We start from the raw sequence: 23,046 nt of genomic DNA, 5'->3' as shown, positions 1-23,046 counted from the left end.
GCGCCCGCCCGGCCCCGTACCGCCGCGGTCCGTACCGTCGCGCCCCGTACCGCCGTCCCCGCTCAGCCCGCCGCGAGCCGCTCCCGTACCACCGCGTCGGGGCCCGCCAGGAAGACCGGCGTGCCCGCGCCGCCGAGGTCGGCGACCGCCGCGAGGTCCTCGGCCGGAAGGGACTCGGCGGCCGTCACCACCGCCGCGGCCTCCAGCGACTCCGCGCCGCTCGCGACCGCCATCGCGACGGCCGTGCGCAGCGCGCTCAGCGCGAGGCTTGGAAGGGCGACCGCCCCCGCCACGTACGTACGCCCCGTCTCGTCCCGTACCGCCGCGCCCTCCGGCACCTGGTTACGGGCCCGGGCCGAACGGGCGAGCGTGATGATCTTGGCGTCCTCGGGGTCCAGCGCGCTGCTCTCACTCATGGCGCCGAGCATACGGAGCCGAGCGAGGTCCCCTCCCCCGCCCCCGCCTCACGGGCGACCGGGCGGGACCCGCCTCAGTCCCGCGCCGCCGCGAGCACCCGTTCGAGAGCCGCCTTCGTCCCCGTCCCCGGCACCGGCATGTGCAGGACGATCACCAGGTCCGGGCGGGCCGGGATCTGGAGCGTCGTCGCCTCCATGTGGAGTCGCCCGCCGCGCGGGTGGTGCAGTTCCTTGCGCATCTGACCGCTCGGGCACACGTCCCCGCGGCTCCACAGCTCGTCGAACTCCGCGCTCGCCCGCCGCGCCTCCTCGATGACGTACGCGAAGCCCGGGTCCCCCGGCCGTTCCGCGCACAGCGCGCGGAACTGCGCGACGACGACCGGCGCGACCTGCGCCCAGGTGACGGCGCGGGAGCGGTAGGCCGGGTCCGTGAAGAAGGCGATGAGGCAGTTGTACGGGAGCCCGGGGTGCATCCCGAGGACCTCGGTGGCAGCCTCGTTGGCCATCACGAGGTTCCAGTACGTGTCCATGATGTGCGCCGGGTACGGGAGCCAGTGGTCGATGAGCCGCTCCAGTCCCTCGCTCATGTGGAGGTCGGCGGGAGCGACCTCCAGGGCGGGCGGGTTGAGCCCGGCGAGACGGTAGAGGTGGCGGCGCTCGGCGCTCGACAGGCGCAGCACCCCGGCGACCGCGTCGAGCACCTGCGGCGAGACGGAGATGTCACGGCCCTGTTCGAGCCACTGGTACCAGGAGGGCCCGACCCCGGCGAGCACCGCGACCTCCTCGCGGCGCAGACCGGGCGTGCGGCGGCGCCCGCCGACGGGCAGGCCGACGTCCTCGGGGCGCACGCGGGCGCGGCGCGCGGTGAGGAAGGCGCGCAGTTCGCGCAGCCGGGCGTCCTTGGCGCTGTCCGGCGCCTGCGCGGCCGTCCCCGGCGGCGTGAACGTGTCCGTCATTCCGGTCCCCCTCCGGTGCCTGACTGGTGGTGCGGGCACCAGCATAAGTACGGGCTGCCCACGATTGTTCCCGTCATCGGAAGCTCTTTGCCATGACCACGGAACTTCCCCTCGCTCCCCCACCCGCCCGGCCGGCGCCCCTCCCGGAGAATCCCGAACAACCCGCTCCGCACGAGAAGTTCGCGCCCGCCGCGGCGACCCCACAGGCACGGCCGGAGCCGGTCGCCCCCGCTTCCGGCTTCACCCCCCGCGACGCCCTCGTCCTCTTCGTCCTGTGCGCGGCGCAGTTCATGGTGGCGCTCGACTTCTCGGTCCTGAACGTGGCGCTGCCGGTACTCGGCCGCGATCTCGGGATGGGCGACAGCGCGCTCCAGTGGGCCGTCACCGCCTTCGCCCTCCCCTCCGGCGGTTTCCTGCTGCTTTCGGGGCGGCTCGGGGACCTCTACGGGAGGCGGCGGCTCTTCCTCGGTGGTCTCGCGCTCTTCGGCGCGGCCTCGCTCCTCGCGACGCTCGCCTGGAGCCCGGCCGTCTTCCTCGCGGGACGCGCCCTCCAGGGCCTCGGCGCCGCCGCGATCGTGCCGACCGGGATGGCGCTGCTGACCACGACGTTCCCCGAGGGCCCGCGCCGCGACCGCGCGCTCGGCATCAGCGGCACGCTCCTCTCGCTCGGCTTCACGCTCGGCATGGTCGGCGGCGGCACGCTCACCGACCTGCTCGGCTGGCGCTCCACGATGGGCCTGCTCACGCTCTTCGCCGTCGTCGTCCTGCCGCTCGCCCCGGGTCTGCTCACCGAGTCCCGTGTCCCGGCCCGTACCCGGCTCGACATCCGGGGCGCGCTCACCGTCACCGGGGGCCTGCTCGCCCTGATCTACGCGCTGTCCACCGCCGCCGAGCAGGGCTTCGCCCGCCCCGACGTCCTCGTGGCGCTCCCGCTCGGTCTCGTGCTCCTCGCGCTCTTCGTCCGTGTCGAGTCCCGTACCGCGCACCCGCTCGTCTCGCTGCGGATGCTGCGCAGGCCCACGGTGGCCTTCGGCAATCTCGGCGGGCTCGTGACCTTCTCGATGATGAGCACGATCGTCTTCGCCCTCACGCTGTGGTTCCAGGAGGTCCAGCACCTGTCGGCCTTCCGCACCGGGCTCGCCTTCGGGGTGCAGGGCGTGCTCTCGGTCCTGGCCGGTCTCGTCGCGGGCCGGACGGTGAGCCGCTTCGGTGCGCGGCGCGTCCTCGTCGGCTCGCTGCTCCTCCAGGGCCTGTTGACGCTGGTCCTGCTCGGTCTCGGCTCGGGAACGGCCTCGGTGTGGCTCGCGACGGGCGCGGTCGCCGTGGCGAGCGCCGGGCACCTCGGCGTGATCGTCTCGTACGGGGTGACGGCGACCTCGGGCGTCCCGGACGCGGAACAGGGGCTCGCCACAGGGCTCGTCACGAGCACGCAGCAGGTCGGCCTCACGATCGGCGTCCCGCTCCTCGGCGTCCTCGCCACGACGACGGCGGGCGGCCTCGCCTCCGGCGTGCGCCTCGTGGTCCTGATCGACGCGTGCGTCGTCCTGGCGGCTGCGGCGCTCATCGCGGTGGGACTGCGGGCCCGGCGGCCCTGAGAGGCGGTACGGGTACGGGGCGGCGCCTTTCACGGTCGCCGCCCCGTACCCGTACCCGTGCCGGGAGCCGGGTCACGGCCGGTCCAGTCTCAGCCTCTCCGCCCTCGGCAGCTTCGCCACCACCAGGTCGTAGGAGTCCTCCACCATCTCCCGCACCCGCGCTGGGGGCAGTTTCCCCACCGTCACCGTGTTCCAGTGCCGCTTGTTGAGGTGCCAGCCGGGGACGACGACGTCCGGGTGGGCCTCGCGCAGCCGCACCGCCTCCTCGGGCTCGCACTTGAGGGAGACCGTGAGGGGCTCGGCGCCGAGGTCCGTGAGGGCGAAGATCTTCCCGTTGACCTTGAAGACCGAGGTCTCCGGGTTGAACGGGAACTCCTCGGCCGCCGCGTTGAAGGACAGGCACAGGGCGCGCAGCGCCGCCGGTCTCATCCCGCGTTCTCCTTGCTCAGCGCGTCGTGCGTACGGGAGTCCGCGCTCGCGCCGACCGGCTCCACGAGCACCGTGACGATCTTGTTGCGGCGGCCCGCCGAGGACTCCGCCGTCAGGCGCAGCTCACGCCCGTCGGGGAGCGCGACGACGGCCGAGGACTCCGCGATGGGGACGCGGCCGAGCGCCTTGGCGAGGAGCCCGCCGACGGTCTCGACGTCCTCGTCGTCGTACTCCTCGATGCCGTACAGCTCACCGAGGTCGTCCGTGCCGAGGCGCGCGGTGACGCGGTGGCGGCCTTCGCCGAGGTCCTCGACGGGTGGCAGTTCGCGGTCGTACTCGTCGGTGATCTCGCCGACGATCTCCTCCAGGATGTCCTCGATGGTGACGATCCCCGCCGTGCCGCCGTACTCGTCGATGACGACGGCGACGTGGCTGCGCTCCTGCTGCATCTCGCGCAGCAGGTCGCCGGCGTTCTTCGTGTCGGGCACGAAGGTCGCCGGGCGCATCGCGGTCGAGACCAGCTCGGACTCGGCGTCCCGGCTGATGTGCGTCTTGCGGGCGAGGTCCTTGAGGTAGACGATCCCGACGATGTCGTCCTCGCTCTCGCCCGTGACCGGTATGCGCGAGAAGCCGGAGCGCAGCGCGAGCGTGAGCGCCTGCCGGATCGTCTTGAACCGCTCGATCGACACGAGGTCGGTACGGGGCACCATGACCTCGCGCACGAGGGTGTCGCCCAGCTCGAAGACCGAGTGCACCATGCGGCGCTCCTCGTCCTCGATGAGCGACTCCTTCTCGGCGAGGTCCACGAGCGCCCGCAGTTCGGCCTCGGAGGCGAAGGGGCCGCGCCGGAAGCCCTTGCCCGGCGTGAGCGCGTTGCCGATGAGGATGAGCAGCGGGGGCACGGGGCCCATGACCTTGGCGAGCGGTACGAGGACGTAGCTCGCCGCCGTCGCCGTGTTGAGCGGGTGCTGGCGGCCGATCGTGCGAGGGGAGACGCCGACCGCGACGTAGCTGACGAGGACCATGACGGCGATGGCGACGAGCAGCGCGGACCACGTCTCGTCGAACGCCTTCAGGCAGGCGTACGTGACGAGGGCGGCCGCCGCCATCTCGCAGGCGACCCGGACGAGCAGGGCCACGTTGAGGTAGCGGGTGGGGTCGGCGGCGACCTGGGCCAGGCGCGCGCTGCCGCGCCGCCCGGACCGCACGGCTTCCTCGGCGCGGAAGCTGGAGACGCGGGCGAGCCCGGCCTCGGCGCAGGCGGCGAGCCAGGCCACGACGACGAGCGCGACGGCGCCGCTGATCAGCTGGTAGCTCACGCGGGACCCCCCGGGAGGGCCGGTTTTCGGCGGTTCATGACACCGTCGGGGCCGGCGAGGGCCCGGTGAGTCCGCGCTCGCCGCGCCAGCCGTCCACGATGGCCTGCTGGAGGCCGAACATCTCGGCCTTCTCGTCGGGCTCCTCGTGGTCGTAGCCGAGCAGGTGGAGCACTCCGTGGACGGTGAGGAGCTGGAGCTCCTCGTCCGTGGAGTGCTCCGTGGGGGCCTCGCGGCCCTGGCGCTCGGCGACCTCGGGGCACAGCACGATGTCGCCGAGCAGCCCTTGCGGGGCCTCCTCGTCGTCCTTCGCCGGGGGACGCAGCTCGTCCATCGGGAAGGACATGACATCGGTGGGCCCGGGGAGGTCCATCCACTGCATGTGGAGCTGTTCCATCGCGGGGCCGTCCACGAGGATCACGGAGAGCTCGGAGAGCGGGTGGATGCGCATACGGCCGAGGGCGTAGCGGGCGATGTCGAGGATGGCTTCCTCGTCGGCCTCGGTGCCGGACTCGTTGTTGACGTCGATCGACATGGTGCTGGTCCGGTCTACTTCCCGTTTCCGTCATGGCCGCCCCGCGCGCGACCGCCGTGACGGCGGCCCTGGTCCTGTTCGCGCTCGTGGGCATGGTCGTACTTCTCGTAGGCGTCGACGATCCGGCCCACGAGTTTGTGCCGGACGACGTCCTGCGAGCTGAGCCGCGAGAACGACACGTCGTCCACGCCCTCCAGGATCTCCTGCACCTGACGCAGCCCGCTCTTCGTCCCGCCGGGCAGGTCGACCTGGGTGACGTCGCCGGTGATGACGATCTTGGATTCGAAGCCGAGGCGGGTGAGGAACATCTTCATCTGCTCGGGGTTCGTGTTCTGCGCCTCGTCGAGAATGATGAAGGCGTCGTTGAGCGTACGGCCGCGCATGTAGGCCAGCGGCGCGACCTCGATCGTCCCGGCGGCCATGAGGCGCGGGATGGAGTCGGGGTCGAGCATGTCGTGCAGGGCGTCGTACAGGGGACGCAGGTAGGGGTCGATCTTCTCGTAGAGCGTGCCGGGCAGGAAGCCGAGGCGTTCGCCGGCCTCGACGGCCGGGCGGGTCAGGATGATGCGGCTGACCTGCTTCGACTGGAGGGCCTGCACGGCCTTGGCCATCGCCAGGTACGTCTTGCCGGTACCGGCGGGGCCGATGCCGAAGACGATCGTGTGCTTGTCGATGGCGTCGACGTAGCGCTTCTGGTTGAGCGTCTTGGGACGGATGGTGCGCCCGCGCGAGGAGAGGATGTTCTGGGTCAGGACCTCGGCGGGGTGCTCCTCGCCTCCTGGTTCGCCCGTGCCGCTCGCGCGGAGCATCGCGATGGAACGCTCGATGGCGTCCTCGGTCATCGGCTGCCCCGTGCGCAGCACGAGGAGGATCTCGTCGAAGAGGTGCTGGAGCAGGGCGATGTCGGCGGCGGGTCCCTGTGCGCTGATCTCGTTGCCCCGGACGTGGATGTCCGTGCCGGGGAAGGCGCTTTCGATGACGCGGAGCAGCGAATCGCCCGAGCCGAGGACCGTCACCATGGGGTGCTTCGCCGGGACGGTGATGCGAGCGGTGGCACGCTCGGGGCTGTGGGCTGTGGGTGTCTGAGTCATGGGCCGGCACTGTGGCCTGCGCATACCTCCTGTGTCAGGTCCTCGCCGGTCGAAAACCTCTTGGGGCCAAGCCTACGACCCGCGAGCGGCCGGATCGCAGGGCTTTTCGCACGGAACCGCGAAACCATCCGAGCGACGGAGGCGGGGACCGGGGTGGCATCGCCCGCCGTCCCCCGCGCGCGGGACCCGTCCCGTACGACGCCGGGCCGACCCGTACGACGTGAGGCGGACCCGGACGACGCCGGGCCGACCCGTACCCCGCACGCGCGCCCCGCGCTCTCCGCGCCACGCCCCGCCCCGTACCCTCGCCGCGCCCCCTCAGCCCCGTCCCCCCGCCCGGAACCCGATGGTCGGGACCGCCCTGCGCCGAGGCCACGGGGCCGTCGTCGTCGCTCCGGGCAGGAGCGCGTCCAGGAAGGCGTAGCGGCGCAGCGCCGCCGGGTCCTGGTCGTCGTACGCCTGGACGTGGCGCCACCACGTGGCGACCTCGGCCCAGCCGGGGGCCGAGAGCGAGCCGCCGAACTCCTGCACCGAGAGCGCGGCGGTCAGGCCCGCGAAGGCGAGGCGGTCGGCGAGCGGCCAGCCCGCGAGGCTGCCGGTGAGGAAACCGGCGACGAAGACGTCCCCCGCCCCCGTCGGGTCGAGCGCGGGGACGCGGATCGCGGGGACCTCGGCGCTCTCGCCGGTGCGCCCGTCGACCGCGTACGCGCCCTCCGTGCCGAGCGTGACGACGGCGAGGGGGACGTGTTCGGCGAGCGCGTGCGCGGCGGCGCGCGGGCACTCGGTGCGCGTGTAGCGCATCGCCTCCTCGGCGTTCGGCAGGAACGCCTCGCAGTGGCCGAGGTCGCCGAGCGCCGCGAGGTCCCAGCGCCCCGACTCGTCCCAGCCGACGTCGGCGAAGACCCGGGTGCCGCGCGTGGCGGCGTGCGCGATCCACGGCGCGGGCCGCCCGGGCGCGAGCGAGGCCACGGCGGCGCGCGCGGGCGGCACGTCCTCGGGCGCGGGCTCGGGGATCGGCGCGGCGTGCCCGTGCGAGACCATCGTCCGCTCGCCCTCGTAGGCCATCGAGACCGTCACGGGCGAGTGCCAGCCCGCGACGCGCCGCGACGGGGCCAGGTCGATGGCCTCGCCCTGCGCGAGGGCGTCCCAGCAGTACTCGCCGTAGTGGTCGTCGCCGAAGGCCGCGGCGAGCGAGGTGCGCAGTCCGAGCCGGGCGAGCGCGGTCGCCATGTTCGCGACGCCGCCGGGGCTGGAGCCCATGCCGCGCGCCCAGGACTCGGTGCCGCGCACGGGCGCGGAGTCGAGCCCGGTGAAGATGATGTCGAGGAAGACGGTCCCGGTGAGGTAGACGTCGAAGACCGGCCCGGCGGGGTCGCGGACCGTGGCGAGCGGGTCGACGCGGGCGGCGGCGGACGGGTCGACGCGGGCGGCCGGGGGCTCGGCGCGCGGGGCGGGGGACGGTTCGGCGCGGGGGGCGGCGGGGCCGGTTCCGTACGGATCGGTGCTCACGGTGCGTGCCTCCCCTGGTCGGTGCGATTGCGGCCAGTGTGCCCGATGGGCGCGGGGTGCGAGGGGCGCGCAGTGGGGTACGTTCCGGATCATGAGGCTGACGATTCTGGGCGGTGGCGGCTTCCGGGTGCCGCTCGTGTACGGGGCACTGGCGGGCGGCGAGGTCGAGGAGCTGACGCTCCACGACAGCGACCCGGTGCGTCTCGGCGTGATCCGCGCGGTCCTGGAGCAGCTTCCCGGCGGCGGCCCCCGGGTCCGTACCGCCGAGGATCTCGACGAGGCCCTGCGCGGCGCCGACTTCGTCTTCTCCGCGATCCGCGTGGGCGGCACCGCCGGGCGTGTCGCCGACGAGCGGGCACCGCTCGCCGAGGGCGTGCTCGGCCAGGAGACGGTCGGCGCGGGCGGGGTCCTGTACGGGCTGCGGACCGTGCCGGTCGCGGTGGAGATCGCGGAACGGGTGCGTGCCGTGGCCCCCGGGGCGTGGGTCATCAACTTCACCAACCCGGCGGGGACGGTGACGGAGGCGATGGCGGGAGTGCTCGGCGAGCGCGTCATCGGGATCTGCGACTCGCCCGTGGGCCTCGTACGGCGCGCGGCGCGGGCGGCCGGGGCGGCGCCGGGACCGGTCTCGTACGAGTACGTCGGGCTCAACCACCTCGGCTGGCTGCGTGCCCTGCGCGGGGCGGACGGCACGGACCTGCTGGAAGCGCTGCTCGCGGACCGTGCGGCCCTGGAGTCCTTCGAGGAGGGGCGGCTCTTCGGCGCCGACTGGCTGCGCGCGCTCGGCTCGCTGCCCAACGAGTACCTGCACTACTACTACTTCCGCCGGGAGGCCCTGGCCGCGGTGCGCGCGGCGGGCGCGACGCGCGGGGAGTTCCTGCGCGAGCAGCAGGAGGCGTTCTTCGCCGCGGCGGCGCGCGAGCCTTCCCGCGCGTACGCGCTGTGGGAGGCGACGCGCAGGGAGCGCGAGGAGACGTACATGGCGGAGAGCCGCGAGGCGAGCGGCGGCTGGGAGCGTGACGAGGAGGACCTGGCGGGCGGCGGCTACGACCAGGTGGCGCTCGCGCTGATGCGGGCGATCGCGGGCGACGCGCGCGGCACGCGACTGATCCTCAACGTGCCGAACGGGACGACGGTGCCCCAGCTCCCGCCGGACGCGATCATCGAGACCGTGTGCGAGGTGGACGCGCACGGCGCGCACCCGCTGCCGTGCGCCCCGCTCGGCGAGGCCGAACTCGGGCTCATGCTCCAGCTCAAGGCGGTCGAGCGGGCGACGATCGAGGCGGCGCTCTTCAAGGACCGCACGGCGGCCCTGCGCGCGCTGGCCCTCCACCCGCTCGTGGACTCCCCCGCGGTGGCGGCAAGGATTCTCGCGCGGGCGGCGCGAAACGCGCACTCGCCGGAAAGATGACGCGCGGTCGTTCCGGCGATTGACGGGGGCTCCGCCGAGTTGGAGGACGGCCTCACCGCGCCGCCGCCCGCGCGCCCCTCGGGGCGCCCCTCGGCTCTCACCGCGATGGCCTACGAGATGCCCCCGTCGTCCCGCCTCCGGGCGGACTCCGACACACGCGTGTCACGCCTCAAGGAAGCACGGGGGTGGTGGAGCAGCGCGAGGAGTGGCCCGTACCGGCGCATTACGGGCGCACGCGCCAACTCACCTGCGTTGATGTCGAGTTGACGCCCCCTCCGCAACCCCGCCGACCGACACGGAACGGGCATAGTTACCCGGCTTCCCTTTCGTTAAACATTAAGTGACCCAGCTCACATCGGCTCGGCTTTTCGGGTGACGCGGCGGCTTGATACAAATTGCCTCGCGCACCCGTCGCACAGCCCCGGTACCGGCCCTTTCACCGGCTCGGAGGCCCTGGCGTTCGGTGGCGAATCCCTTTTCCCGAACCGCCCTTCCGGGCTGCCTCGCGCTGCCCGGAACCAGCGGGAAGGGCCTTCCCCCCATCGCTTCGCACCCGCCCTGGAACCGCCCGTGCCTCCGCGCCCCGCCCGGCCCCTCGTCGCCCTCTTCACGGCCGGCTATCTCGCCTCCTACCTCCTGCCCACCGTCGTCTCGCGCATCGGCTCCGGACTCGGGCTCGCTCCCGCGCACGCCGGGCTCGTCGGCAGCGCCCTGCTGCTCGGCTCGGCGAGCGCCGGATTCACGCTCGCTTCGCGCGTCGAACGCTTCGGTGCGCGCCGCGTCGCACGCGCCGGACTGCTCCTCGCGACGCTCGGCTACGGGCTCGCGGCGCTCAGCGGAGTGCTGCCGCTCGTCGTGCTCGGGGTCGTGCTCGGCGGCTTCGGCTCCGGCACGGCGACGACCGTCGCGGCCTCCGGCATCGCGGCGCTGCGCGACCCGCACCGCGCCTCCTCGGCCGGACTGCTCTCGGTCTCCGGCGTCGCGGGGGCCCTCTACCTGACGCTCCCCCACTTCGGCCTGGGCCACCGGCTCCCGCTGCTCGCGCTCGCGGTGGTGCCGCTGCTCGTGTGGTCGGCGACGCGGGGGCTCGTCGACCCCCACCCGGTGGACAGCGCCGTCCCGGCGGCGCCCGGGCGGCTCCCCTACCGCCGCTCCGGGCTCGTGCTCGCGCTCTCGGTCGCGGGCTGGTCGCTCGCGCAGAACGCGCTGTGGGGCGTGAGTGGGCGGATCGGTACGGAGCAGGCGGGGCTCGGTGAGGTCGCGGTCGGCGTGGTCTTCGCCGTCGCGCTCGGCGGCGGGCTCCTCGGGGTGCTCGGCGCGGGAGCGCTCGGCTCGCGGGCCGGACGCGCGGCGCCGATCGGGCTCGGCACGGTGGTGATCGCGGCGTGCATCGCGGTGAGCGCCTCGGCGCACGGGCTGGGGAGCTTCGCGGGCGGCGAGGTGCTGTGGAACACCGGCTACCCGGTCGTCCTCTCCTACCTCATCGGCCTCGCGGCCTCGCTCGACCCGCGCGGCCGCTGGGCGGTGCTCGTCGGCTCAGCCTCCGCGCTCGGCGTGGCGTGCGGCCCGCTCACCGGGAGCCTGCTCGTCGAGTCGGCGGGCTTCACGGGAATGGGCCTCGTGCTCGCCGCGGCGCTGCTCCTGCTCGCGGTGCCGCTCACGGCGGTCGCGCTGCACACGGGCGGCCGCCCACTCGTGCCGGGAGCGGTACGGCGCAGGGGCGGCGCGAGCGCGGCCCTCGTCGCGGCCCGCGCCGGCGCCCCCTCCGGCACGATCCCGCGGATCGGCGCCCCCGAACAGACGATCACCGCGATCGCGGTGGCGGTGGCGGACCCGGACCGCGCGGACTTCGGCGCGGCGGGACCGGAGCGGGTGGGAGGCTGAGGGGCGAGGCGGCTTACGGGGGCGGGGCGGCCTCACGGGGGGCGGGCCACCCCCGTCCCGTACGGCTGCCTCGCCCCCCTCTGCTCGTCAGCCCTGGAAGCGGTGTTCCTCGACGGCCTTGAGGTACCGCGTGCGCAGCTCCTCGTCGTCCTCCAGGAAGGCGGCCTCGAAGGAGTTGCGGGCGAGGGTGCGTTCCTGGTCCTCGGTGAGGTGGAGCGCGGAGCGGACGGCGTCGAAGTTGTCCTGCGCGTAGCCGCCGAAGTAGGACGGGTCGTCGGAGTTCACGGTGCACTTCAGGCCCGCGTCGAGCATGTCGCGCAGCGGGTGCTGCTCCATCGTGTCGATTCCGCGCAGCCGCACGTTCGAGAGCGGGCACAGCGTCAGCGGGATCTGCTCGCGCACGAGCCGCGCGACGAGCGCGGGGTCCTCCAGGACGCGGCGCCCGTGGTCGACGCGCTCCACGCCGAGCGCGTCGAGCGCCTCGGTGACGTACTCCGGGCCTCCCTCCTCGCCCGCGTGCGCGACCCGGTGCAGCCCGAGCGCGGCGGCCCGCTCGTAGACCTCGCGGAAGGGCCCGGGCGGGTTGCCCAGCTCGGCCGAGTCGAGGCCGACCCCGGTGATGCGGTCGAGGTACGGCTCGGCCTCGGCGAGCGTCGCGAGGGCGGAGGCGACGGGCTGGTCGCGCAGGAAGCACATGATGAGCCGGGTGCTGACCCCGTGCCGCTCCACCGACCGGTCGAGCGCCCGCCCGAGCCCCTCGACGACCGTCCCGAACGGCACTCCGCGTGAGGTGTGGGCCTGCGGGTCGAAGAAGATCTCGGCGTGCCGCACCCCCTGCGCGGCGGCCCGCTCCAGATACGCGTCGGCGAGTTCCTCGAAATCACGCTCCGTGCGCAGCACCGCCATCAGCTCGTAGTAGAGGTCCAGGAAGGACTGGAGGTCCTGGAAGGCGAACGCGCTGCGCAGCGCGAGCGTGTCGTCGTGGCTGAGCGCGACCCCGTTGCGAGCGGCGAGCGCGAAGGCCAGTTCCGGTTCGAGGGTGCCTTCGATGTGAAGGTGCAGCTCCGCCTTGGGGACGGGTATAGGAGTGGGCATCCGGAAATTCTACGGGAATCGCAGGCATGCGAGGCGTGGCGTGGGCCACGCGCGAAGGGGATGGGGGTCAGCGGCGGGAGGGGACGGGGACGCGGTCGAAGTCCTCGGCCACGGTGAGACCGCCCTCGTAACCCGCCTCGCGGGCCTGACGCGCGAAGACGCCGGGGTCCTCGTACCGCTGCGAGAAGTGCGTCAGTACGAGGTGCCGCACCCCCGCGTCACGGGCGAGCGCGGCGGCCTGTCCGGCGGTGAGGTGACCGTGTTCATCGGCGAGGGCGGCGTCCTCGTCGGCGAAGGTGGACTCGATGACGAGCAGGTCGCAGCCCTCGGCCAGTTCCTCGGCCCCCCGGCACATGCGGGTGTCCATGACGAAGGCGAAGCGCTGCCCGCGCCGCACCTCGCTGACCTCTTCGAGCCGTACCCCGCGCAGCACGCCCTCGCGTCGCAGCCGTCCCACGTCCGGCCCCTCGATGCCGTGCGCCGCCAGCGCCCCGGGCCGCATCCGCACGCCGTCGGGCTCGGTGAGCCGGTAGCCGAAGGATTCGACGGAATGGCTGAGCCGCCGCGTCTCCAGGGTGTACGCGGGTGTCGTGACGAGCACGCCCTCCTCCTGCACGGGTACGGGGGTGATCCCGACACTCTCGTAGTACGAGGTCGCGTACCGCAGTCGCCGGAAGTACTCCTCGCCGCTCGCCGGGTAGTGCGCGTACACCGGGTGCGGGACCCGGTCGAGGTTGACGCGCTGGATCACCCCGGCCAGGCCGAGCGAGTGGTCCCCGTGGAAGTGGGTGACGCAGACGCGGTGCAGCGCTGTGGCGGAGATCCCCGCATGGGTCATCTGCCGCTGCGTGCCCTCCCCGGGATCGAAGAGGAACGCCTCCCCGTCCCAGCGCAGGACATAGCCGTTGTGCCCGCGCCGCCGCGTGGGCAACTGACTCGCGGTCCCGAGAACGACCAGCTCACGCCCTGCCATCGCCCCAGCCTAGCCGGGGGGCCACTGGAGCCCGCGGCCCCCGAGGACGTGCGCGTGCACGTGGAAGACGGTCTGCCCCGCGCCCGCACCGGTGTTGAACACGATCCGGTACCCGGACTCGTCGATCTTCTCCTGCGTGGCGACCTCACCGGCCGCCGCGAGGAGGGCGGCGCTCAGCCCCGGATCGGCGGCGAGCGCGGCGGCGTTGGGGTAGTGCGCCTTGGGCACGACGAGCACGTGCGTGGGAGCCTGCGGGTTTATGTCCCGGAAGGCGACGGTGTGCTCGTCCTCCCGCACGACCGTCGCCGGCACCTCCCCCGCCACGATCTTGCAGAACAAACAATCCGCCTGCGGCTCACCAGCCATGAAGGGGCTCCTCCCGGAGGGACGACGATGCCGGGAAATGGTACCGGCCCACCGAACCGACGCCCGGCATCAGCTTTCCCGCACCGAACCCTCGCGCCGACACCGAACCCTCGCGCCGAGTCCCGCCGTCACCGCACAACCCAGGCCTTCTCGGCACCGCACAACCCAAGCCCCACATAATCCAGCCCCTCCGGCGTTTGAGGAGCGGGGCCCGGGGCGGAGCCCCGAAACCGGGCGAAGCCCGACCGGGGCGGAGCCCCGGTACTGGGAACCGGGGCGGAGCCCCGTGAGGCCCGCCCCGGTCCAGGTCGACTACTGCCCCGCGCCCCCGGGGAGGGCGGGAGCCCTCTTGGCCGGCGTCTCCTCCAGCCCCGCCAGCGCCAGCCGAACGGCCTCGTCCAGCTGCGGGTCCGCCCCGGCCGCGTACTGCTGCGGCGCCACGACGACCTCCACATCCGGGTCCACCCCGTGGTTCTCGACGCCCCACCCGACCGTCTCGAACCAGAAGGCGTACTTGGGCTGCGTGACGGAGGTCCCGTCCACGAGCCCGTAGCGGTTGTCGATCCCGATGACCCCGCCCCAGGTCCTCGTCCCGACGACGGGCCCGATCTTCAGCGCCTGGATCGCCGCGTTGACGATGTCGCCGTCCGAGCCGGAGAACTCGTTGGCGACCGCGACGACGGGTCCGCGCGGAGCCGCCTCCGGGTAGCTGGTCGGCCGCATGCCGCGCGACACGTCCCAGCCGACGATGCGCCGGGCGAGCTTCTCGACGACGAGCTGCGAGGTGTGCCCGCCCCGGTTCTCGCGGACGTCGACGACGAGCCCTTCCTTGACGATCTCCACCCGCAGGTCGCGGTGGAGCTGCGCCCAGCCGGAGCCGATCATGTCCGGCACGTGCAGGTAACCGAGCCGTCCGCCGGACTTCTCGTGCACGTAGGCGCGGCGGTCCGCGACCCAGTCGTGGTAGCGCAGTGCCTCTTCGTCGCGCAGCGGCTCGACCACGACGTGCCGTGGTTCGCCGCCGTCCGCCGGGCCGATGGTCAGCTCGGTGACGTGACCGGCCGTCCCGGCGAGGAGCGGGGCGGGGCCGAGCAGCGGGTCCACCGGACGGCCGCCGACCGCGAGGAGCGCGTCCCCGGCCCGTACCGCGATACCGGGACCCGCGAGCGGGGAGCGGGCGTGCGGATCGGAGGTCTCGGAGGGCAGGACGCGGTCGATGCGCCAGTGCCCGTCCTCGTGCCGGGAGATGTCCGCGCCGAGCAGCCCCGCGCGCAGGGCCCCGTGCCCGTGACCCGGCGGGGTGACGTAGGCGTGCGAGGTGCCCAGCTCCCCCTGCACCTCCCACAGCAGGTCCACGAGGTCGTCGTGGGTCGCGACGCGCTCCAGGACGGGCCGGTAGCGGTCGAGGACGCCGTCCCAGTCGATGCCGCCCATGTCGGGACGCCAGAAGTTGTCCCGCATGAGCCGGCCCGTCTCGTCGAACATCTGCCGCCACTCGGCGGCGGGATCGACGAGCTGCCGGATGCGGCCGAGGTCGACGGCGACGTTGTTCTCGTGGTCCTCCTCGCCCGGGGCCCGGCGGTCGCTCGGCACGACACGGAGCTTGTCGCCGCCGCGGAGCAGGACGCGCTTGCCGTCGCCCGAGACCGCGTAGGACTGGACGTCGCCCGAGAGTTCCTCGATGCGCTGCTGCGGAAAGTCCCAGCGGAGCAGGCTCGTCTTGGCACCGTCGTCCTCGGGACCGGCTCCGGAGGTGCCGAGGACGCCGGAGACGGGGTGGCTGAGCCAGAGCACGCCGTCCTTGGCGGCCTGGAGCGAGGAGTACTCGCCGGCCTCGACGGGGAAGGGCACGATCCGGTCGGCGAGACCCTCCACGTCGATACGGGTCTGCGGACCGCCACCCTCGCCGCTCTCCGGGGTGCCCTCCTTGTCGGGGGTCTCGAAGGGCTTGCCGTGCCGCTGGGGGCCGAAGGGCGAGGGGGTCGTCGCGGCGAGCGTGATGAGGTGCGGACGCGTCGTGCCGATGAAGGCGAGATCGAAGTTGTGCGCGTCGTACAGCGGGTCGAAGGCGCGGTCCGAGAGGAACGCGAGGTGCTTGCCGTCCGGGGTGAAGGCCGGGCTGTAGTCCTTGAAGCGCAGCGGTGTCGCCTCGACGGGGGCGAGGTCCGAGACGTGCGCGAGCTTGAGCTGGCGCAGCGGGTCGGGGCCCGGGTGGGACCAGGCGAGCCACGTGGAGTCGGGCGAGAAGACGAGTCCGCTCGCGTCCCCGTTCTCGCCGCGGTCCACCTCGCGCACCTCGCCCGTCGAGCGTTCCACGAGCAGCACCCGTCCGTCGTGGCTCGCGACGCCGAGCCGCTCGCCGTCCGGGGCGACCGCGAAGGAGAGGACGCGGCCGAGCTTGCCGCGCGCGATGCGGCGCGGGGCCGTGCCAGGAGCCGTACCGGTGGCGGGCGCGAACTCGATGGCGTCCTCGCCCTCGGCGTCGGTCACCCAGGCGACCCACTCCTCGCCGTCGAGCCGGAAGGTACGCGGCAGCCTGGCCCGTACCCCCTGTTCGCCCGCGAGGACACGCGTCGGCCCGTCGCGGTGCGTCACCCAGTGCACGGCGCCCCGCACCAGGACGGCGCTGCCGCGACCCGTCTGGTCGGGGCGGGCGGCGGAGAGCCAGCGGGACGCGGAGATCGCGAAGGGCTGGAGGTCGGCGCGCTGGCCGCCGAGACCGATGTCGAGCAGGCGCGGCTCGGCGCTCTCCAGGTCGTCGAGAATCCACAGCCGGCCCGCGCTCGACCAGACGACGCGGGTGCCGTCGGTGGCGGCTTGGCGGGCGTAGAAGCTGTCGGGTTCGACCGGCGAGTGGCGGCGCAGTTCACTGCCGTCGGGGAGCGAGGAGTAGAGCGCGCCGACACCCTCGTGGTCGGAGAGGAAGGCGATGCGACCGCCCACCCAGAGCGGGTCCTCGATGTTGCCGTCCAGGTCCGCGTGCACCCGCTGCCAGGCGCCCTCCGCGTCGGGCCCGAGCCACAACTTGCCCGCTGTACCGCCCCGGTAGCGCTTCCACCAGGCGGCCTCACGGCTCGGGACGGAGCAGAGCAGGACGCGCTCGCCCGCGGGCTCGTGGGCGAGGGCGCCGATCGGGCCGTACGGGAGGCGGCGGGGCGCGGAGCCGTCGACGGGCAGGGCGTGCGCCCAGGTCCGGCGCATCGACGCCTGGCCGTGCGCGGTGATCGCCACGACGTCGCCCTCGGGGGTCCAGCCGCGTACGGACGTCTTCTGGCTGCCCCAGTAGGTGAGGCGGCGGGCCGGGCCGCCCTCCAGGGGCGCGACGAAGACCTCGGGGGCGCCCTCGCGCTTGGAGGTCCAGGCGACCGTGGCGCCGTCGGGAGATATCCGCGGGTGCTGAACGGGAACGTTGTCGGCGCTGACGCGCCAGGCACGCCCTCCGTCCAGTGGGGCGATCCAGACGTCGTCCTCGGCGGTGAAGGCGATGAACTCGCCATGGATGTGCGGAAACCGTAGGTAGGCAGGCTGTGTCACAAGAACCACCCTAAGCACGGTGAAGGACAGGGGACAGGGCCTGCCGGGCAAGCTGTGGATAACTCCGCGGAAGTCGCGACAGCCGTTACTCGTTCGAGTGAGAGGATTTATTGATTACTCGGAGTTATCCACAGATCTGCGCGGAAGGCTTCCGCGCGGGCCTCGCAGGGGTTGGGATGGGTGGTGTGACGACGACGGAGAACAACCCCGCTCAGGAACGGCTGCGCACGGCGCGGACCGTGTGGCTGTGCGCTGCCGGGGCGGAAGGGCCGCCCCTCGTGCGCGCCACGTGGTTCGTCTTCCTCGAAGGTGTGTGGTGGATCGGCGCGGCGGCGGGCGGCGCCCTGGTGCGCCTGCTCGAACGCCGGCCGCGCGCCACACTCGCCCTGGACGGCCCCGAGCCGCTGGTCGCCGAGGGCGACGCCCGCCTGCACCGCACCGGTTTCCCCGCGCGGGTACGCGAGTCCTTCCTCGCCAAGTACGGCTGGGACCCGGCGATACCGGCCCGCCCGGGAGAGCGCCGGGTGCTCCTGGAGATAGCGGTACGGGACTGGGTCCCCGCGTCCCTCACGGACTGAGGGCCCCGCGAGTCACCGCACGGCGACGGCGAGGCTGACCACGTACTCCTCCCGAACGGTCCCGTCCGGGAAGACATCGGCCAGGATCTCCCGCTCCTCTGCGAGGAAGCGGTCCGTCCCTTCCTCACCGAGGACGAGGAAGTCGGAGTAGGTGGCGAGGTTGGCGAGGTGCGCGTCGAGTGAGACACCGCGGCTCCACCGCACCTGCCGCCGTAGGAAGGGCAGCTCATCGGGCAGCCGCCGGAAGCGGGCCTCGGGATCGTACGTGGCGTCGGCGCCGCCGAAGAGCCGACGCAACCGGGCGTCCTGCCCGGCGACCCAGGGAACCCCACCGTCCGAGTCGTTCCACCAGAGCGCGAGCGCGCCCCCGGTGCGGAGCACGCGCAGCGCCTCGGGAAGGGAGCGGCGGGGGTCGGTCCAGTGCCAGGACTGCGCGTAGGTGACCACATCGAGAGAGGAGGAGGCCAAGGGCAGAGCGTTCCCGTCCCCGAGCACGAGCGGGACCCCGGGCAGCCCGACCCGGAACTGAGCGGCCATCCCACCGCCCGGCTCCACCCCCACGACCCGGGCTCCCCGCTCGACCAGCACGCGCGTGCCCAGCCCCGTCCCGGCCCCGACGTCGGCGACGCGCGCCCCGACGAGCGAGAACCCGGCAAGCTCCTCGACGACGTCGAGGAGAGCGGAGGGATAGGAGGGACGGTGCGCGGCATAACTGGCGGCGGCGGAATCAAACGAAAGAGCCTGCGAAGAAGCACGGATCATCCCTCCATGCTTGACGCCCCCGCCCCCAACCGCCATGCCCGTTCAAGAGTTCCTCCACGAGCGAAGTCACCCCGCACGCATCCCCGCGAGAGGACAACCGTCATGGAGCCGGACCCGCAGTGCCGTGCACTCGGCATCAACGGGCTGCCCCGGCAGGGCGACCCAGCACGGTCTCGGCCCCGGGGCACCGGACGTACGGTCTCGCCCCCGACGTACCGGGACTTCCAGCCCCGTTCCCCCGGCCCCGCTCCCAAGCACCGCGCAGCCCGCCCGCGTCTACCCCCACCGACCCGTCCGTCCGGACAGGAGCGCCACCGCCGCCGTGCCCGCTGTCGAGGTGCGCAGGACCGAGGGGCCCAGGCGGCAGATACGGGCGCCGGCCTCGGTGAAGGTCGCGAGCTCCTCGGGGGCGACGCCGCCCTCGGGGCCGACGACGAGGACGATGTCGCCCTCGTCGGGCAGTGGCAGCGTGGCGAGCGGGGTGCTCGCGGTCCCTGCGTCCTCGTGGAGGACGACGGCGAGCGCCGCGCGGGCGAGGAGGGTCGCGGTCTCCTTCGTGGAGACGGCTTCGGCGACCTCGGGGAAGCGGGGGCGGCGCGACTGCTTGCCCGCCTCGCGCGCGGTCGCCCGCCACTTGGCGAGGGACTTCGCGCCCCGGTCGCCCCGCCACTGCGTCACACACCGCGCCGCCTGCCACGGCACGATCGCGTCGACACCCGTCTCGGTCATCGTCTCGACGGCGAGTTCCCCCCGGTCCCCCTTGGGCAGCGCCTGGACTACGACGAGCCGCGGACTCGGCACCGGCTCCTCGCGCAGCTCACCGACCTCGACGCTCAGCCGGTCCTTGCCCTCGACCGCCGTCACGACGCACGGCGCCCACCGCCCCTCGCCGTCGCTGAGCACGATCTCCTCGCCGGGACGCAGCCGCTTCACGGAGACCGCGTGCCGTCCCTCGGGCCCCTCGAGGACGAAGGCCCCGCCGGGCACGGCCTCTTCGGCGAGCCGGGGGGCGAGGAAAACGGCGGCGGTCATGCCGGTCCTTTCAGCGGTACGGGTGCGGCGGTCCGGGCGCGGCACGGGTTCTCCGGGCCGCCCAAGTCAGCGTGCCAACGGCGTGAGCGCCGCGCGCGTCTCGGCGGCGAGCGTCTCGACGAGGCGCCCGGCGGCGAGGGTGCGGGCCAGGCGGTGGCCCTGCCCGGCCCAGAGTGCCATGCCGTCCGCGTCTCCCGCGCCGGCCGCGGCACGCCGCAGCCCGGCCGTGAGGTGGTGCACCCGCGGGTACGCGGCCGGTGCCTCGGCCGAGTGCGCCCGTACGAAACGGTTGACGAGCCCGCGCGCGGGTCGGCCGGAGAAGGCGCGTGTGAGCGTCGTACGGGTGAAGTGCGGGCTGGTCAGCGCGGCCTTGTGCACGGGGTGCGCCCCGGACTCGGGGCAGGGGAGGAAGGCGGTGCCGAGCTGCGCGGCTTCGGCGCCCGCCGCGAGCACGGCGGCGATCTGTGTGCCGCGCATGAGACCACCCGCCGCGAGGAAGGGCAACGGCACGGTGTGGCGGACCTGTTCGAGAAGGCTGAGGAGCCCGAGCCCGCAGCCGTCGGTGGCGGGGTCGTCGTGGTGGGTGCCCTGATGGCCCCCGGCCTCGACACCCTGCACGCACAGTGCGTCCGCCCCCGCCCACTGCGCGGCGCGCGCCTCCTCAGGCGTGGTCACGGTGACGACGGTGAGGGTGCCGACGCGCTGGAAGGCATCGAGCACGTCGCGGCTGGGGCAGCCGAAGGTGAAGGAGACGACGGCGACGGGCTCGGCGAGCAGGACGGCGACCTTCGCGTCGAAGAAGTCGTCGAGCGCACCCCGCGGAAGGGCCCCGAGCGGTGCCCCGTACCGCTCGCTCTCCCCGGCCAGCCCGTCCGCGTACGCGTCGACGGTATCGGCGTCCGCCTCCGGCTGCGGCAGGAAGAGGTTGACGCCGAAGGGCCGCCCGGTCAGCTCGCGGGTGCGCCGCGCCTCGTCCCGTACCGCCTCGGCACTCTTGTACCCCCCGGCGAGAAACCCGAGCCCCCCGGCCTCCGACACGGCGGCGACCAGCTCAGGACAGGAGGCACCACCGGCCATCGGAGCCTGCACAACAGGATGGCGCAACAACTCGCCGAACACAGAGGACATCCCAAAATCGTCCCACGAGCCGCACCAGTGGCGCTCACGGGACCCGTATCCCAAGCCCCTCCGGCGTTTGAGGAGCGGGGTCCGGGGCGGAGCCCCGAAACGGGGTCCGGGGCGGAGCCCCGAGAGGCCCGCCCCGGACCGCGGCGACTACCGCCCCGCCCGCCTGTGGAACATTCAGCTCCGCCCGTTGAACGCGTCCTTGAGCCGCGAGAAGAGCCCCTGCTGCCCCGGCTGGAACTGCCCCGTGGGCCGCTCCTCGTTCCTGAGCTTGGCCAGCTCCCGCAGCAACCGCTCCTGGTCCGCGTCGAGCTTCCCCGGCGTCTGCACTTCGACGTGCACGATGAGGTCACCGCGCCCGCCCCCGCGCAGATGCGTGACCCCGCGCCCGTGCAGCGGCACGGACTGGCCCGACTGCGTACCCGGCCTGATGTCGACGTCCTCGGTCCCGTCGAGCGTGTCGAGCGGCACCTTCGTGCCGAGCGCGGCGGCCGTCATCGGGATCGTCACCGTGCAGTGCAGGTCGTCGCCGCGCCGCTGGAAGACGGAGTGGGCCGTCTCGTGGATCTCGACGTAGAGGTCACCGGCGGGGCCGCCGCCCGGGCCGACCTCGCCCTCACCCGCGAGCTGGATACGCGTGCCGTTGTCGACCCCGGCCGGGATCTTCACGGTGAGCGTGCGCCGCGAGCGGATACGGCCGTCACCGGCGCACTCGGGGCACGGGTTCGGCACGATCGTGCCGAAGCCCTGGCACTGCGGGCAGGGCCGCGAGGTCATGACCTGGCCCAGGAAGGACCGCGTCACCTGCGAGACCTCACCGCGTCCGCGACACATGTCGCAGGTCTGCGCCGAGGTACCCGGAGCCGCGCCCTCGCCGTTGCAGGTCGAGCAGATGATCGCGGTGTCGACCTGGATTTCCTTGGTGGTGCCGAAGGCCGCCTCGTTGAGGTCGATCTCCAGCCGGATCATGGCGTCCTGGCCCCGGCGGGTCCGCGAGCGCGGGCCGCGCTGCTGGGACGTACCGAAGAACGCGTCCATGATGTCCGAGAAGTTCCCGAAGCCCGCGCCGCCGAAGCCACCACCGGCCGCGCCCGCGCCGCCGGCCTGCGAGAGCGGGTCGCCGCCGAGGTCGTAGACCTGCTTCTTCTGCGGGTCCGAGAGCACCTCGTAGGCGGCGTTGATCTCCTTGAACCGCTCCTGGGTCTTCGGGTCGGGGTTGACGTCAGGGTGGAGTTCCCTGGCCAGCCGACGGAAGGCCTTCTTGATCTCGTCCGGGGAGGCGTCGCGGCGCACGCCGAGTACGGCGTAGTAGTCCGTGGCCACTTACGACTCCGCCAGGATCTGTCCGACGTAACGAGCCACTGCGCGTACCGCTCCCATCGTTCCGGGGTAGTCCATGCGGGTCGGTCCGACCACGCCGAGCTTGGCGACTGCCTCGCCGCCCGAACCGTAACCGACCGACACCACCGAGGTGGAGTTGAGCCCCTCGTAGGCGTTCTCATGACCGATCCGGACCGCCATCCGCGGGTCGGTGACCTCGCCGAGCAGCCGCAGGAGCACCACCTGCTCCTCCAGCGCCTCGAGCACCGGCCGGATCATGAGGGGGAAGTCCTGCCCGTAGCGCGCGAGGTTCGCCGTGCCGCCGATCATGAGCCGTTCCTCGGTCTCCTCGACGACCGTTTCGAGCAGCGTGGACAGGACGACGGCGACCGTGCCGCGGTCCTCCTGCTCGAAGGAGTCGGGCAGATCCTGGACGAGCTGGGGCACGTCGGCGAAGCGACGGCCCGAGATCCGGCTGTTGAGCCGGGCCCGCAGATCGGCCACGGAGGTCTCGCCGAACGGCGCCGGGCAGTCGATCATCCGCTGCTCGACGCGGCCCGTGTCGGTGATCAGCACGAGCATGACGCGCGCGGGGCTCATCGAGAGCAGCTCGACGTGCCGCACGGTGGAGCGCGTCAGCGAGGGGTACTGCACGACGGCGACCTGCCGCGTGAGCTGCGCGAGCAGCCGCACGGTCCGGCCCACGACGTCGTCGAGATCCACCGCGCTGTCCAGGAAACTCTGGATGGCGCGGCGCTCCGGCGCGGTCATCGGCTTGATGTCGGCGAGCTTGTCGACGAAGAGGCGGTAGCCCTTGTCGGTCGGGATACGGCCCGCGCTGGTGTGCGGCTGGGCGATGAACCCCTCGTCCTCCAGGGCCGCCATGTCGTTGCGCACGGTGGCCGGAGAGACGCCGAGACTGTGCCGCTCGGTGAGCGCCTTGGAGCCGACGGGCTCCTCGGTGCCGACGTAGTCCTGGACGATGGCGCGCAGGACTTCGAGTCTGCGTTCGCTGAGCACGCCGCCACCTCCCTGGCCTCCGGCCGGAGCCTCCGGTCCGGGCCTGGCACTCGCCCTGTCTGAGTGCCAGAACTTCCCCGGCCAGTGTACGGCCGTACG

Annotated in this window: 20 protein-coding genes; 4 read left to right on the top strand and 16 right to left on the bottom strand. The window is 73.3% G+C overall.

All coding sequences use genetic code 11. The features are described from left to right. Nucleotides 1–62: 62 nt before the first annotated feature. Both ACIP4O_RS07785 and ACIP4O_RS07780 read right to left on the bottom strand, forming a co-directional pair. The gene (locus tag ACIP4O_RS07785) at nucleotides 63–416 is read right to left on the bottom strand and encodes a cytidine deaminase (RefSeq protein ID WP_361322508.1); all 354 of its coding nucleotides are present in this window, start codon (nucleotides 414–416) and stop codon (nucleotides 63–65) included. Between the two features lie 74 nt (nucleotides 417–490). Next, entirely contained in the window at nucleotides 491–1,372 is an 882-nt protein-coding gene (locus tag ACIP4O_RS07780) for a helix-turn-helix transcriptional regulator (RefSeq protein ID WP_401572748.1), read from the bottom strand. Between the two features lie 92 nt (nucleotides 1,373–1,464). Here ACIP4O_RS07780 and ACIP4O_RS07775 point away from each other — a divergent pair, with 92 nt between their 5' ends. Continuing rightward, the gene (locus ACIP4O_RS07775) at nucleotides 1,465–2,967 is read left to right on the top strand and encodes an MFS transporter (protein WP_401572747.1); all 1,503 of its coding nucleotides are present in this window, start codon (nucleotides 1,465–1,467) and stop codon (nucleotides 2,965–2,967) included. 72 nt (nucleotides 2,968–3,039) lie between these two features. On the opposite strand, the gene ACIP4O_RS07770 is transcribed toward ACIP4O_RS07775, so the two are convergent. The 5 genes from ACIP4O_RS07770 to ACIP4O_RS07750 form a co-directional block, all read right to left on the bottom strand. After that, nucleotides 3,040–3,396 (bottom strand): MmcQ/YjbR family DNA-binding protein, encoded by a 357-nt coding sequence (locus ACIP4O_RS07770; protein WP_401572745.1) that lies wholly within the window; start codon nucleotides 3,394–3,396, stop codon nucleotides 3,040–3,042. Beyond that, nucleotides 3,393–4,715 (bottom strand): hemolysin family protein, encoded by a 1,323-nt coding sequence (locus ACIP4O_RS07765; protein ID WP_401572743.1) that lies wholly within the window; start codon nucleotides 4,713–4,715, stop codon nucleotides 3,393–3,395. Before ACIP4O_RS07765 ends, ACIP4O_RS07770 begins: the two co-directional genes overlap by 4 nt. 34 nt (nucleotides 4,716–4,749) lie before the next feature. Then, complete coding sequence (ybeY, locus tag ACIP4O_RS07760) at nucleotides 4,750–5,247, bottom strand: rRNA maturation RNase YbeY (RefSeq protein ID WP_401572741.1); 498 nt, start codon at nucleotides 5,245–5,247, stop codon at nucleotides 4,750–4,752. A 14-nt stretch (nucleotides 5,248–5,261) separates the two neighbouring features. Further along, the gene (locus tag ACIP4O_RS07755) at nucleotides 5,262–6,338 is read right to left on the bottom strand and encodes a PhoH family protein (protein ID WP_401572739.1); all 1,077 of its coding nucleotides are present in this window, start codon (nucleotides 6,336–6,338) and stop codon (nucleotides 5,262–5,264) included. Nucleotides 6,339–6,656: 318 nt separating this feature from the next. Further along, nucleotides 6,657–7,847 (bottom strand): carbohydrate kinase family protein, encoded by a 1,191-nt coding sequence (locus tag ACIP4O_RS07750; RefSeq protein ID WP_401572737.1) that lies wholly within the window; start codon nucleotides 7,845–7,847, stop codon nucleotides 6,657–6,659. Between the two features lie 91 nt (nucleotides 7,848–7,938). Between ACIP4O_RS07750 and ACIP4O_RS07745 the strand changes: the two genes are divergently transcribed. Together ACIP4O_RS07745 and ACIP4O_RS07740 are read left to right on the top strand one after the other, a co-directional pair. Then, the gene (locus ACIP4O_RS07745; RefSeq protein ID WP_401572735.1) at nucleotides 7,939–9,258 is read left to right on the top strand and encodes a 6-phospho-beta-glucosidase; all 1,320 of its coding nucleotides are present in this window, start codon (nucleotides 7,939–7,941) and stop codon (nucleotides 9,256–9,258) included. Nucleotides 9,259–9,828: 570 nt separating this feature from the next. After that, nucleotides 9,829–11,142: an MFS transporter gene (locus tag ACIP4O_RS07740; RefSeq protein WP_401572733.1), complete on the top strand. Its 1,314-nt coding sequence runs from the start codon at nucleotides 9,829–9,831 to the stop codon at nucleotides 11,140–11,142. An 87-nt stretch (nucleotides 11,143–11,229) separates the two neighbouring features. Here the strand turns inward: ACIP4O_RS07740 and ACIP4O_RS07735 are convergent, their stop codons facing one another. From ACIP4O_RS07735 to ACIP4O_RS07720, 4 genes are all read right to left on the bottom strand, one after another. After that, nucleotides 11,230–12,237 carry an adenosine deaminase gene (locus ACIP4O_RS07735; protein ID WP_401572731.1) on the bottom strand — a complete coding sequence of 336 codons (1,008 nt, stop codon included), beginning with the start codon at nucleotides 12,235–12,237 and terminating at the stop codon, nucleotides 11,230–11,232. 67 nt (nucleotides 12,238–12,304) lie between these two features. Further along, entirely contained in the window at nucleotides 12,305–13,210 is a 906-nt protein-coding gene (locus tag ACIP4O_RS07730) for a ribonuclease Z (RefSeq protein ID WP_401572729.1), read from the bottom strand. 9 nt (nucleotides 13,211–13,219) lie between these two features. After that, a complete protein-coding gene (locus ACIP4O_RS07725) occupies nucleotides 13,220–13,576 on the bottom strand; it encodes a histidine triad nucleotide-binding protein (protein ID WP_009065191.1) in 357 nt (118 codons plus the stop codon). Nucleotides 13,577–13,888: 312 nt separating this feature from the next. Then, complete coding sequence (locus ACIP4O_RS07720; RefSeq protein ID WP_401572727.1) at nucleotides 13,889–17,110, bottom strand: S41 family peptidase; 3,222 nt, start codon at nucleotides 17,108–17,110, stop codon at nucleotides 13,889–13,891. 185 nt (nucleotides 17,111–17,295) lie between these two features. On the opposite strand from ACIP4O_RS07720, the gene ACIP4O_RS07715 reads away from it, so the two are divergent. After that, a complete protein-coding gene (locus ACIP4O_RS07715) occupies nucleotides 17,296–17,688 on the top strand; it encodes a pyridoxamine 5'-phosphate oxidase family protein (protein WP_401572726.1) in 393 nt (130 codons plus the stop codon). A 12-nt stretch (nucleotides 17,689–17,700) separates the two neighbouring features. On the opposite strand, the gene ACIP4O_RS07710 is transcribed toward ACIP4O_RS07715, so the two are convergent. From ACIP4O_RS07710 to hrcA, 5 genes are all read right to left on the bottom strand, one after another. Further along, entirely contained in the window at nucleotides 17,701–18,486 is a 786-nt protein-coding gene (locus tag ACIP4O_RS07710; protein WP_401572724.1) for a class I SAM-dependent methyltransferase, read from the bottom strand. 240 nt (nucleotides 18,487–18,726) lie between these two features. Continuing rightward, the gene (locus ACIP4O_RS07705; protein ID WP_401572722.1) at nucleotides 18,727–19,482 is read right to left on the bottom strand and encodes a 16S rRNA (uracil(1498)-N(3))-methyltransferase; all 756 of its coding nucleotides are present in this window, start codon (nucleotides 19,480–19,482) and stop codon (nucleotides 18,727–18,729) included. Nucleotides 19,483–19,548: 66 nt separating this feature from the next. Continuing rightward, nucleotides 19,549–20,610, bottom strand: a complete 1,062-nt coding sequence (locus ACIP4O_RS07700; RefSeq protein ID WP_401572720.1) for a nitronate monooxygenase — start codon at nucleotides 20,608–20,610, stop codon at nucleotides 19,549–19,551. 174 nt (nucleotides 20,611–20,784) lie between these two features. Next, the gene (gene dnaJ / locus ACIP4O_RS07695) at nucleotides 20,785–21,930 is read right to left on the bottom strand and encodes a molecular chaperone DnaJ (protein WP_361322557.1); all 1,146 of its coding nucleotides are present in this window, start codon (nucleotides 21,928–21,930) and stop codon (nucleotides 20,785–20,787) included. Next, the gene (gene hrcA / locus ACIP4O_RS07690) at nucleotides 21,931–22,947 is read right to left on the bottom strand and encodes a heat-inducible transcriptional repressor HrcA (protein ID WP_401572717.1); all 1,017 of its coding nucleotides are present in this window, start codon (nucleotides 22,945–22,947) and stop codon (nucleotides 21,931–21,933) included. Nucleotides 22,948–23,046: the final 99 nt, after the last annotated feature.

Source organism: Streptomyces sp. NPDC088923, assembly GCF_044749745.1.
Taxonomy (GTDB): Bacteria; Actinomycetota; Actinomycetes; order Streptomycetales; family Streptomycetaceae; genus Streptomyces.
This window is presented reverse-complemented; position numbering and strand designations above follow the sequence as displayed.

Excerpts from the sequence above, each read along its gene's own strand:
- ACIP4O_RS07785 (WP_361322508.1), bottom strand. The coding sequence starts at position 416 with ATGAGTGAGAGCAGCGCGCTGGACCCCGAGGACGCCAAGATCATCACG.
- ACIP4O_RS07780 (WP_401572748.1), bottom strand. The coding sequence starts at position 1,372 with ATGACGGACACGTTCACGCCGCCGGGGACGGCCGCGCAGGCGCCGGAC.
- ACIP4O_RS07775 (WP_401572747.1), top strand. The coding sequence starts at position 1,465 with ATGACCACGGAACTTCCCCTCGCTCCCCCACCCGCCCGGCCGGCGCCC.
- ACIP4O_RS07770 (WP_401572745.1), bottom strand. The coding sequence starts at position 3,396 with ATGAGACCGGCGGCGCTGCGCGCCCTGTGCCTGTCCTTCAACGCGGCG.
- ybeY (WP_401572741.1), bottom strand. The coding sequence starts at position 5,247 with ATGTCGATCGACGTCAACAACGAGTCCGGCACCGAGGCCGACGAGGAA.
- ACIP4O_RS07755 (WP_401572739.1), bottom strand. The coding sequence starts at position 6,338 with ATGACTCAGACACCCACAGCCCACAGCCCCGAGCGTGCCACCGCTCGC.
- ACIP4O_RS07745 (WP_401572735.1), top strand. The coding sequence starts at position 7,939 with ATGAGGCTGACGATTCTGGGCGGTGGCGGCTTCCGGGTGCCGCTCGTG.
- ACIP4O_RS07735 (WP_401572731.1), bottom strand. The coding sequence starts at position 12,237 with ATGCCCACTCCTATACCCGTCCCCAAGGCGGAGCTGCACCTTCACATC.
- ACIP4O_RS07730 (WP_401572729.1), bottom strand. The coding sequence starts at position 13,210 with ATGGCAGGGCGTGAGCTGGTCGTTCTCGGGACCGCGAGTCAGTTGCCC.
- ACIP4O_RS07725 (WP_009065191.1), bottom strand. The coding sequence starts at position 13,576 with ATGGCTGGTGAGCCGCAGGCGGATTGTTTGTTCTGCAAGATCGTGGCG.
- ACIP4O_RS07710 (WP_401572724.1), bottom strand. The coding sequence starts at position 18,486 with ATGGCGGTTGGGGGCGGGGGCGTCAAGCATGGAGGGATGATCCGTGCT.
- ACIP4O_RS07705 (WP_401572722.1), bottom strand. The coding sequence starts at position 19,482 with ATGACCGCCGCCGTTTTCCTCGCCCCCCGGCTCGCCGAAGAGGCCGTG.
- ACIP4O_RS07700 (WP_401572720.1), bottom strand. The coding sequence starts at position 20,610 with ATGTCCTCTGTGTTCGGCGAGTTGTTGCGCCATCCTGTTGTGCAGGCT.